General features: G+C 36.7%; 8 protein-coding genes. 7 read left to right on the top strand and 1 reads right to left on the bottom strand.

The window, feature by feature from the left end:
• Positions 1-15 precede the first annotated feature (15 nt).
• A complete protein-coding gene (locus ACFSFY_RS14885) occupies positions 16-1,056 on the top strand; it encodes a hypothetical protein (protein WP_381539366.1) in 1,041 nt (346 codons plus the stop codon).
• 141 nt (positions 1,057-1,197) lie between these two features.
• Here ACFSFY_RS14885 and ACFSFY_RS14880 read toward each other — a convergent pair whose 3' ends face one another.
• Positions 1,198-3,156, bottom strand: coding sequence for an S-layer homology domain-containing protein (locus tag ACFSFY_RS14880; RefSeq protein ID WP_381539364.1), 1,959 nt, complete (start codon positions 3,154-3,156; stop codon positions 1,198-1,200).
• A 189-nt stretch (positions 3,157-3,345) separates the two neighbouring features.
• Between ACFSFY_RS14880 and ACFSFY_RS14875 the strand changes: the two genes are divergently transcribed.
• The 6 genes from ACFSFY_RS14875 to ACFSFY_RS14850 all read left to right on the top strand — a co-directional run bounded on the left by ACFSFY_RS14875 (position 3,346) and on the right by ACFSFY_RS14850 (position 12,033).
• Positions 3,346-4,095, top strand: coding sequence for a WecB/TagA/CpsF family glycosyltransferase (locus tag ACFSFY_RS14875; protein ID WP_381539362.1), 750 nt, complete (start codon positions 3,346-3,348; stop codon positions 4,093-4,095).
• The gene (locus tag ACFSFY_RS14870; protein ID WP_381539360.1) at positions 4,092-5,663 is read left to right on the top strand and encodes a putative polysaccharide biosynthesis protein; all 1,572 of its coding nucleotides are present in this window, start codon (positions 4,092-4,094) and stop codon (positions 5,661-5,663) included. Before ACFSFY_RS14875 ends, ACFSFY_RS14870 begins: the two co-directional genes overlap by 4 nt.
• Positions 5,664-5,704: 41 nt before the next feature.
• A complete protein-coding gene (locus ACFSFY_RS14865; RefSeq protein ID WP_381539359.1) occupies positions 5,705-7,588 on the top strand; it encodes a DUF5693 family protein in 1,884 nt (627 codons plus the stop codon).
• Positions 7,585-8,670, top strand: coding sequence for a polysaccharide pyruvyl transferase CsaB (csaB, locus tag ACFSFY_RS14860; protein WP_381539357.1), 1,086 nt, complete (start codon positions 7,585-7,587; stop codon positions 8,668-8,670). Before ACFSFY_RS14865 ends, csaB begins: the two co-directional genes overlap by 4 nt.
• Before the next feature lie 105 nt (positions 8,671-8,775).
• A complete protein-coding gene (locus tag ACFSFY_RS14855; protein ID WP_381539355.1) occupies positions 8,776-10,194 on the top strand; it encodes an N-acetylmuramoyl-L-alanine amidase in 1,419 nt (472 codons plus the stop codon).
• A 159-nt stretch (positions 10,195-10,353) separates the two neighbouring features.
• A complete protein-coding gene (locus ACFSFY_RS14850; RefSeq protein WP_381539354.1) occupies positions 10,354-12,033 on the top strand; it encodes a S8 family peptidase in 1,680 nt (559 codons plus the stop codon).
• The last annotated feature ends 29 nt before the right edge of the window (positions 12,034-12,062 follow it).

Here is a 12,062-nt window from a genome sequence, read left to right as displayed (position 1 = left end):
TAAGGGTGTGAATTAATGACAGAAAAAGGTTTTACGATAACTACAATATTATTAATAGCAGCTTGCATACTACCGATTGCGGTGTTTAATTATTGGATGGATCCTATGTGGACATTTGGTTCGAATCATAAATACAATCAGGTGCAAACTGTTATTAATGAACGACAACAAAAAACAAACAACCTTTATTTCAACAAAGATGATTATGATACTTTGCTGATAGGAAGCAGTAGGTCGACATATATCAATCAAAATGAGTTTAGTAATCGAAAAGTATACAATTATGCCGTCGCTGATTTATCTTTTAAAGATTATGATACGATGATCGAATTTGCCAAAACTCAAAAAGGGATGGATTTGGATACAATTATCATTGGCGTTGACTTTTTTAAAACAAGTATTGCTGAAACGAGTGCAGAATCAGACTTCAACACATATATTGATCAAGTAAAAGAGCCTTTTTATAGATACAAAAATCTATTATCACTCGATGTTTTAAACTATTCAAGACGTAATTATAATTTGTCCAAAGCAGGAGACATTGTAGAACCGAGAAATTATAATAGAAGCAATGTCGCTGACGCTTTACAAATCGACAGTCAACAAAAAGAGAAAGATACAGTCGAAAAAATAAGCAAGTTTCGTAATGAGTTTTATAAAGATGGAAAGTATGAATATAATGAAGAATTTAAAGAGATGTTAGAAACGATACAAAGGAACAATCCGAACACCGAGTTTATTCTATTTACGACGCCAATTTATACGGGGCTATTCGATGCCTTGCTTGAAGAGGGGCGTTATCCTGATTATGTGAGATGGCTTGAAGATATAACCGAAGTGTTTGGAGAAGTTCACCATTTTATGTATCCGAATGTTGTCACAAATAACATGGAGAATTATTTTGATGGGCATCACTTTTATCCGCATGTAGGTGCGATGATTGCTCATGTAATTAATGGTGAGCGCGGTGTTGAAGAACCAGATGATTTTGGGGTTTTAATAAAGAAGGATGAGTTGGAAAATCGTTTAAATAAATTAATTGAAAACCACGATTAAATCCATCAACGGCTTGGAACGAATCCAGCTAGTGAAAATATAGAAGAACTTTTTGGTTCCCGTAAATATTTTATTAATACAATAAAAAATCCCGAAGAGATAAAACATCTCTTCGGGATTTTTCTGTATTTTCTTCTGTATTTAGTTTGCTTCTATTAAATTAGTAATGGATTCAACTGGAGTCCATCCTGTTTGATCATCAAAGCTTACTTTGAACCAACCGTTTACCTCTTCAAGAATTTCGATTTCAGTTCCAATTGGAAGTTCTAGCAGAATAGAACTAGATTCATTGGGCTCTTGTTTTAAGGTAATGGCCTCTTCAATCGCTTTTCCACTAATTACTTCTTGTGTAGAACTTACCTCGTAAGTCTCTTCTTTTAGTTCAGTGGTACTTGAGACGGCGCTAGTGCTCAACACTCCCTCAATAGCGAGGTTTTCACCGAAAATCCAGCCTTCTTTATTGTCTACTGTTACTTTAAACCAATTCGCATTTTCTGCTATAATTACCACTTCTGTATCCAATGGTAGTTTATCAATGATTGTATTTCCAAATGCTGATGAAGTCGTTGGGACTGTTCTGAAGTTTACTCCAAATGGCGCAGTCGCCTTCGCTTTCTTTCCTACAGATGGATGTTTGGTATCGATTAGGAAAATCTCTTCACCTGTTGGCAATGCTGTTTTTACTGGAGTATTGTTGAATTGTGGTACATCGAAAATCCGAATAACATTGTTAGATTTGTCGTATAATTCAACAAGCATGTCTCTCATTCTATTTGTCTGCTTCACAACCCAAGCCACGTCTGTTGCATATTGGTGAGTACCTGGCGTACTAGGGTTCCAGCGCATTTTGTAAAGGGTATTTTGTCCTCTATCGAAGTAATTTCCAGCGATAAATTTCGCTCCTCCATCAATCGCCTTTTCTACTGTAAACCAACCTTGCTCATAAGCATGAATTGAGCCGCAAACTTCTGGACAACTGTCATTTGCTTTAATACCGAATAAATTAAAAACTGGTTTAATATCTATCAGCTCATCTTTATTTGAATCTGTTACCGTAACTGCCTTTCCGGATTTGTCTACCCCAACCATAAGCTTTCCTGTTGCTAGACTTGATGTTCCTCTCCCTGTTTCCAAGTAAGAATGGGCAATTAAATACATTTCGTTCACGCCATATGTACGACTGGCATTTAAGAATGCGTCTCCTTTATTTCTTAAAACGCCACCATCGGATAATACTTCATTTATCTCATCTTTATTTAAACCGGCATTTTCCGATAATACGAGAAATTGATAGATCCCGTTTGCGCTGTCTTTGAAATTATTCGGATTCGCATAATACTCTACCATTTTACGGCTGCTTTCATACCATGTGGCTGCGATGTCTGTTTTTGGTCTTGCTGTACCTGTAATTGCCATTTGTTTATCGACCATTTGCTTAAAATCATAGTTGTATGGAACTGTACGAATCACTTGAATTGGTTCTTCAATTGCTTTTAGCATTCGGACGAGCATTACAGCTGCTTCTGCTCGTGTGGCATTATCCAGCGGCTTGAAATAATATTTGTTATTCGGACCTGCGATTTTACCTGCAACAATCTTTATATGCTGCAGCCTTTTTACAGATGGTTTAGCATAAGGTTTGATTGATTTTTCATCTAGGAAAAGATCGCTGCTTTCTATTAATTTAATATTTTTCATTTCCAATGCGCTCGTAATCATGACTGCTATATCTTGTCTTGTAATGGCTTTATTGGGTTCGAAATTACCGGAGGGAGTACCTGCGACAAGTCCTATTTGAGCAGCAGTCACTACAGACTCATGATACCACTTACCTTCAATCACATCTTTAAATGGATTGTTGTATTTTTGAGCATTAATGTTTAAGGATCCTAAAATAAGCACTATAAACTCGGCACGCGTAATGTTATTGTTTGGCAAATAGACGTCGTTTCCATAACCACCCATTATGTTTCTATTAACCAATTCTTGTATATCATGTTTTGCCCAATGCCCATCGATATCACTTGCGTGAGATGTTTGTGGGAATAGTAGGGAAAATATGAAAATAAAACCGATACTGAAAACAATTGCTTTCTTCATGTGTAATAGCCTCCTATAATTATATTGTTCTCTTAATGTAACAAATAAAAAAAACAAATGATAGTAGAGTCTAAATAAGTATGTAAAATTAAAATTAAATTTATGTTATAGTATCTAATAGGGAATTCACGTATAAATGTAGATGGATTTCACAAAATGTACAACATGTACAGTAAATGGAGAGAACTAATGACTAAAACTAAAAAACTTATAAAGATACTAGGCGTCTCATTTATAGATACAACACTTCAGCAATTAGTTGAAAGACTACACGATAGTATTATTCATAATAAAAAAAGATTCGTCGTAACTGCGAATCCGGAAATTGTGATGAATGCTAATAAAGATGAAGAGTATATGAAGGACATTCAAAAAGCAGATTATGTAACAGCGGACGGGATAGGTATTGTGAAAGCAGCTCAACTACTAAAAACACCATTACCTGAACGAGTGTCTGGATATGAAATTATGTTGGAGCTATTGAAATTAGCAAATCAAAACAGTTACAAAGTTTATTTTATAGGCGCAACAGAAGATACGCTTCATAAAACGATTCAAAACGTAGAACGAGACTATGAAAACTTAGAAATCGTTGGTTCGCAAAATGGGTTCTTTGACTGGTCAGACGATCAAATTACACAAAAAATAATCAAGGCAGAACCTCATATTGTTTTTGTAGCGCTTGGGGCACCCCTTCAAGAGAAATGGATTTCAAAACATATTCATTTATTTGACAAGGGAATTTTTATTGGCATAGGGGGAAGTTTTGATGTGATTGCCGGGACCGTTAAACGAGCCCCTGTACTATGGCAAAAAGCGAATTTAGAATGGTTGTATCGAATTATAAAACAACCGGTTCGTATCAAGCGATCGATTGCAATTCCACAATTTATCCTTCAAGTGTTTAAAGAGAAACTCAAAGGAACTTCTAAAGAATGAATAATACATTTGTTAAAAGCACACTGATCTTGTCGATTGCGACACTTATTTCTAAAATACTTGGGAGTGTTTTTCGCATTCCATTACAAAATATCGCTGGAGATGAAGTTCTAGGTATTTTCACGCTTGTCTATCCTGTGTATATGGTCGCTTTAACTTTGTCTGTGGCAGGTATTCCAGTAGCAATTTCTAAACTGATTACTGAAGCTAGAGTTAAGAATGATCACGATGGGGTCGACGAAATTTACCGAACGGCATCGGTTTTAACTTTATTATTTGGTGTTTTGAGCTTCTCATTAATTATGATTTTTTCAAACCAAATTGCGAACTTACTTGGGGGTCCAAGCGTTAAACCGGCTTTGATCATAGTGTCGATCACGTTATTAATCGCTCCGTACATGTCCGTTTATCGTGGATATTTTCAAGGGTTTGAAAATATGATGCCGACAGCTGTATCACAAGTCATCGAACAGTTTGTTAGAGTGGGTCTCATCCTCATCCTCGCTGTTGTTTTAGTCGGTAAGAATTACGGCAGTGAATCTATCGCTGGGGGAATTATGATTGGCTCCTCCTTGGGTGCACTCGCTTCGCTCATTTATTTACAGTGGTTGTTTAAGAAAAATCGTAAGAGAATAAATGTGGTTAAACGGCCGCCGTTCTCATTTGGAAATTTCATCAAAACAAGTAAGCTGATTTTACTCATATCACTTCCAATTAGTATCGGTGCAATCACGATGGCACTGGTGAACTTAGTGGACTCGCTAACGATTCCTATGAGCTTATTAAATGCGAATGTTGACAGTAGTAAACTGAATTACTTATACGGAATATATGGTCGAGGTCTTTCGCTCGTACAAATTGTGACTGTCCTGTCAGCCTCATTGGTTTTGCCGTTAATCCCATTGATTACGCGGAAATTAGCGGAAAATGACTTGAAAGCAACAAGGCGAATTATCGAAAAAACTCACTTTGTGTCACATCTTATTTCTTGGCCAGCAGCATTTGGTTTGTTTGCATTGACTGTGCCGCTCAATATTGCATTATTTACGAATACTGAAGGAAGCTATGTACTAGCGGTAATTGGAATCAGCTCAGTCTTTACATCACTTGCGATTTTAGGGACAGGTATACTGCAAGGGATGAATTTAGCAAAACATGCGGCTTATATCGTCGTGGCTGCTGTCATACTGAAAGTTGTAACAAACAGTGTTTTTATAAAACAACTAGGTTTAGTCGGGGCAGCTTATTCAACTTTACTAATTTATATCCTTATATTCTTCATTAACAGTTATGTTATGAATCGCAGAACAACCTTTACAATGTGGTCGAAAAAACATACTATGATCGTTGTTTCGACACTATTGATGGCGACAGTGATTGGCGTGCCAACATTATACTTTGAGGTCGAATTATGGAGTCGGAAAACAGCGTTATTGTATTCAGCAGGTGCAATATTCGTTGGAGTGATTGTATATTTCACAAGTTTAATGGTGACAAACGTCATTGATCGTCAAGATCTATTGAAAATCCCAGTTTTGAAAAATATACTGTTAAAACTAAAAAAGTAATCAGAAGTAAATTGCGAACTTGAAAGGGGAAACAGAAGTACATGTTTAAAAAACCATTGTGGATCATTTTAACAGTATCCTTACTACTCTCGTTGCCAGCCGTTTGGGAACGAATAACAACCGAATGGAATAATAATGTCTATGAATTTATTGTACCGTATGAAGAAATAACAGAACTTGCGATAAGTACGGATAGTGAAACTACCGAAATCATGCGACGTCTAAAAAATGCGGGTGTCCAGTCGATTAGTTTAGAGCCGATTACTTTAGTCGAATTATCACTAATGGGAGATATTGTTATTTTAAGTCCCGAAAGAGTAAGGGAATTTGCTTTGTTTTCAAATGAAATGGATATAGATATGACGCATGGTACTCAAGGTTTCTATATTCATGTACTAAATGAAACAAACTTAACGAGTGATTTAAGTCGTTTTTTTGAGGATAAAGAACTTGAAACAGTATCCATACAAGGTAAAAAAATGCTCTATATTCCTGGTGAAAAAAATGAGGTTTTGGATAAAACACTTAGTTACTCGAATGATACGATTGATGAAATTAAGCAGGCAGGTTTGACATTCATTCCGAGGATTCCAAGTTTGGAAGAGTCTGATGTAGATCGGGTTTTAGAAGAAACCATAGCCCTAAGAGGGAAATCAGGTGGTAGAGTGGTGCCATCGGGCAAGCATGTATTTGGAATGCAAAATCCGAATAAAATCAAAGAAGTTGCTGGGCAACTCGTAGAAGCTAATTATAATGTATACCAGATTGAAGGGCATACACAAGGCGGCTTTAATACATTAGCTTATAGTATGGATATGAATATAATCAGAATGCACAGCATTAATTTAAGTCAGATAGAGAAGCATGCAGTTGCTGTGGATCGGTCTGTTCGTGCTGTAAAGGAACGGAATATCCGTTCTTTGTTTTTACGCTTTGATAAAGAGAATCCAGAAGAAAGTTTAATGAAGGTCGAAAAATATTTACAAGACGTTCAAAATCAAATACCGAAACAGTTTGTCTTAGGCGAAGTGAAACCATTTGATAAATATTCAGTATCGTTATTGAATTACATAACAGCTTTCATTGCACTCATTGCATTTATAATGATTGCAACCGAAAAAATATTTAAAATACGTAAACTAACAATAGCAGTTGGAGTCGGTCTAGCAATTCTATCAATTGCTTATCTTCTATTAGAAGTAATGTTTATTTTAAAAGCATTTGCTTTATTAACAGCTATAGTAACACCGGTATTTGCTGTTTTATGGGTCAAGATGAGTATGGACGAATCGACAAAGAAATCCATTCTGCGCAATTATTTAAGCACAGCTCTCATTGCTTTCATAGGAATTACAATCGTCATATCTTTGTTAAATGGCAATGATTACTTAGTTGGGGTTAATTTGTTTAAAGGTGTAAAGTTATTACTCATTATTCCGATTGTCTTTTTATGTTTATACGTGCTTTATGGCAGTTACAAGAAAATTGCAAAGCAGCCGATTTTATACCTACATGCCGCATTGGCTATTGTTATTTTTGCTTTGGTCGTTTACTATATTGGTAGGTCAGGTAATGCAGGCGTAGCAAGTGATCTTGAACTAACAATTCGACAATTGCTAGAACAATGGTTGTATGCACGACCACGAACAAAAGAATTTCTTATTGGATTCCCTCTTTTTGTACTGGCGCTTTATGTCTACCCGCGTCAGAAAACAATCGGAATGGTTCTACTAATTCCAAGTATTATTGGATTTATATCATTAGTCAACACGTTTACACATATGCATATTCCGCTATATATCTCGCTTTTAAGAAGTGTTTTAGGATTGGCAATTGGGTATGTGTTCGGTTTAATCTTGATTTATATCGTAAAAAAAGCTACGGGCATATATAATCGCTACTTGAAGCAGAGGTGTAAATCTTGAAAGTAGTAATTTCCGGTTATTACGGATTTGACAATATTGGCGATGAAGCAATACTTTATGCAATCATCCAGTCTTTAAGAAAAATGCATCCCGATTTGGAAGTTACCGTATTGTCAAACAATCCAAAAGTGACAGCCGAACGTTATCATGTGAAAGCTGTTGATCGATGGAAGTTGAAAGACGTGGTACGGGCTATTAAGATGAGTGATGGTCTTGTTAGCGGTGGTGGTAGTTTGATGCAGGACGAGACGGGATTTCGTACGATCCCGTATTATGCCGGTATCATCAAAATTGCGAAGTTCTATAGAAAGCCGGTCTTCATTTATGCACAAGGTATGGGACCGTTCAATCATAAGTTGTCACGTTTAATCGTAAAGAACGCTTTAAAAAATACGACCATAACTGTGCGTGACAATGATTCTAAACACTTGTTGCAACAAATAGGTATAAAAGAGAGCATCGATATTGTACCTGATCCAGTATTAGGAATTGACCTTGTTCAACAATCGAGTGAGTGGTTTACAAGTCAGCAGTTTACTAAGCCAGTCGTTACGGTATCTGTTCGTGACTGGCCAACAACGAACACGTACAAACAAAAATTAGCACAGGCACTTTCCTTCATTGGAAAGCAAGGCTATCAAATTGTGTTCATACCGATGCACGGTACGTATGATTTAACCACATCTAAAGAAATTGTCAATCTTATGGATAGTGAAAGTAAAATCGCGCCGCATGATGCATCTATTCACGAGAAAATTGCAATGATTAATGAATCCGAAGTATTAATTGGGATTAGGTTACACGCTTTAATTTTTGCTGCAGTTGTGAACACACCGTTTCTACCCTTATCCTACGATCCTAAAATCGATTCATTTTCCGAAATATGTGGACAACCACTCGTAGGAAGTATTGAAAAAGATGATTGGGATACGGAAGATTTAACAAATATGTTCACTAAAATGACAAATGATCTTGAAGAAGAAAAAAGGCGATTAGGTGCTGAAGTTTCTCATTATAAAGAAGAAGCGCAAAACACAGCCCAAGCAGCACTAAAGGTTTTTAAAAGTAAAAAGGAGAGTTAGACAAAACGAAAGTCTCGCTTTCTCGTTTACTGGGAATGATCTAACAGTAGAACGAATCTGTAAGGGGTTTCAAACTATTCTATCTTTGGAGGGACAACTAAGAAAATGAAATTCAAAAAAACAATTATTTTTCAAATGATCATCGTCTTAGCGCTTAGCCTTATGATTCCGTTTCAACCAACACATGCTGCATCCCTAACTGATATACCAGCTGATGTCCAAAAAGAGGTTAACAATCTTATTCAAAGAGGTATTATTTCTGGGTATCCGGATAATACATTTAAACCGGACAATAAAGTTACACGTGAAGAAGTGGCATATATGATTGGAAAAGCTTTAAACTTAAAGGAAGACTTTCGAAAACCTAGTTTTTCAGATATTAACCCGAAGTCATTTGGTTCAGGTTATATCGCCACGGCAGTTGAAAACGGGATTATTTCGGGACATACGGATGGAACATTCCGCCCAAAAGATAAAATAACTCGTGGGCACATATCCATTATGCTGGAAAGGGCCTTTGAATTAAAAGGGGTAAATACCGCTGTTTTTTCAGACGTATCCCCAAAGGATAAAAATCTTTATTCGGCAGTAGATGCATTGTACTCAAATGGAGTCAAAACTGCACTTGGAAATGGTCTTTTTAAACCGAACGAAGAGATCAATCGAGCTGAATTTAGTGTTTTGGTAGCAAGAAGTATAAATCCTACATATCGACAAGAAGTAAAAGTGAACGAGTATGTTGTTAATCTTGAAGGTACAACATTAAATGTGCGCTCAGGCCCGGGAATGGAACATGCTGTCGTTGGTAAATTGACTAACAACACAAGAGTCCTGACGACAGGTTCTAATGACATATGGCAATACATGCAAACGGCATCGGTAAATGGATTTGTTCATAAGGATTATTTAGTTAGCGCAAATGGTGATGAGTCGATTGAGGCTGAACTACCAAATAAGCCAGAACTACCAAAACGTCACATCGCAATCGATGCTGGTCACGGTGGGTATGATCCAGGCGCAGCTGGTAACGGTTTAGTTGAAAAGATAGTCACGCTTGAGGTTGCTAAGAAGGTCGAAAAGTTATTAGAAAAAGAAAATGTTAAAGTTAAAATGACGCGTGAAAGTGATGTATACGTTGGTTTAGAAGAACGCGTAAATATTGCTAGTAAAGCAAATGTAGATGCATTCGTTAGTATTCATATGAACTCATTTTCAAATGGCAACGCAAGTGGAACAGAAAGTTTTTATAGATTAGCGAACGTATCTACAAAAGTGAGCGATAGTAAACAACTGACAACATTCATTCAAAATCGGTTGTATAAAGCTTTAAACACGACGAATCGCGGTGTGAAAACAGCGAATTTTGCGGTTCTCCGCACGACTTTTCCATCGACACTAATTGAGTTGGCGTTTATTTCAAATAAATCTGATGCAGGGAAACTGGGGTCAGAACAATATCAAGACATTTCTGCTCAAGCAATTACGGCGGGTATTATGGATTATTACAGATGGAAAGAAAGATAACTAGATAGATAACTAGTTAATAAGAATGAACCGTCTTCTCTTAGAGATTCTAATGAGAAACGGTTTGTTTTTTTATACAGCAAGAAAGAATTTGGAGTATTTTGTGGGATAAGAAAGATAAATTGGTTTTGAAAATACTGATCACGAGGAGGTTGTGTTATGAAGAAAAAGTCGTTTTTAATAATTGTATTTACATTTTTACTTGCTCTTATATCCTTTACAACAACAGATACAGTTGCACAACAAAATCAACAAGAGAGAATCATAGTTACTTTTAAAGAACGTATAAATTATGAACTACTAAACAATGAAGAAATTGAAATACATCATACTTTTTCCAACTATAACGCTGTCGCCATAACAGTAACTGAAGAAGTCAAACAACAACTTCGACAACATCACACTGTAAAAACAATTGAGCCAGATTCAGTCATTTCTACTAATATGCAAATCGTAGATTGGGGCTTTACAGAAGTAAACGCATCTGAATCGCATAAGTTGGGTTTTACAGGTAAAGGAATTAAAATTGGCATCATTGATTCAGGTATCGACAAAAACCATCCAGACTTAGAAGTTGCCGGTGGGATTTCATTTATCGGTTCACCGACTGATTATCATGATGATGATAATGGTCACGGCACACATGTCGCTGGTATCATCGCAGCGCGAGATAATGATTTTGGTACTATTGGTATTGCACCAGAGGTAGAATTGTACGCGATAAAAGCAATGGGGAACGACGGACTCGGAAATAACTCGGATGTCATTCAAGGGATTGAATGGGCTGTTGCTAATAATCTTGATATTATTAATTTAAGTATTACAACACAACAAAAATCCATCATTATGGAATTAGCGATTAACAATGCGTATGAACATGGCTTATTGATTGTCGGCGCAGCAGGCAATCAGTTAATAGACTTCATTGAACCGGTTGACGTTCTTTATCCAGCACGCTTTCCGGCGGTTATAGCTGTTGGTGCGATTAATAAAAATGGTGATAAATCCGATTTTTCGTATTACGGGAATTCATTAGAATTCGTTGCGCCAGGTGAAGAGGTTTTTAGCACGTACATTCAAAATCCAACAAAAAAACCATATGCAACGAGTAGTGGCACGTCTATGGCAGCTCCATTTGTAACAGGAATTGCAGCTTTATATAAAGAAGCATATCCGTTGTTAAACAATAAACAAATACGCTCACTTATGCAGAAAGATGCAATGGATTTAGGGGCACTGGGAAAAGATTCACAATTCGGGTACGGGCTGGTTCAAGCGCCTAAAAGTGTAGTTGAAATTGCTTTTCCCGACCTTGAACCGAATTCATGGAGTGAACAGGCGATTATGACTTTATATAAGGAAGGGATTATTAGCGGTTATCCAGATGGGAATTTTTATCCAAGTAAACAAATAACAAGGGCAGAAGCAATTACGATGATCAGTCGCACACTACATATAGAAGGAACTCGCCGACCGACCATTTTTAACGATGTCTCTCAGGAGCATTATGCTTCTGGTTATATTGCGCAAGCAAGTGAACGTGGAATCATCAGAGGTTATACAAACGGTGATTTTGGTCCAAGTGATTTAATGATAAGAGCAGATACGGCTGTCATGTTAGTAGAAGGTTTCAATTTAACTAAAATCGCAACCTCACCATTTCCCGATGTAAAAGAAGCACAATACTTTACTGAGGCGATTCATATTTTAAAAGGAATGAATATCGCAACAGGTTTTCCTGACGGCACCTACCAACCTACGAAAAAGATTACAAGGGCAGAATTTGCATTGCTTTTGGCTAAAGCGGCAGAAAAAAATGAAACGAGTAAAATTCATTGAATTATTTAACGGCAACTAAACCTTACAAA

It is taken from the genome of Sporosarcina siberiensis (assembly GCF_042681925.1).
Taxonomy (GTDB): Bacteria; Bacillota; Bacilli; order Bacillales_A; family Planococcaceae; genus Sporosarcina; species Sporosarcina siberiensis.
This window is presented reverse-complemented; position numbering and strand designations above follow the sequence as displayed.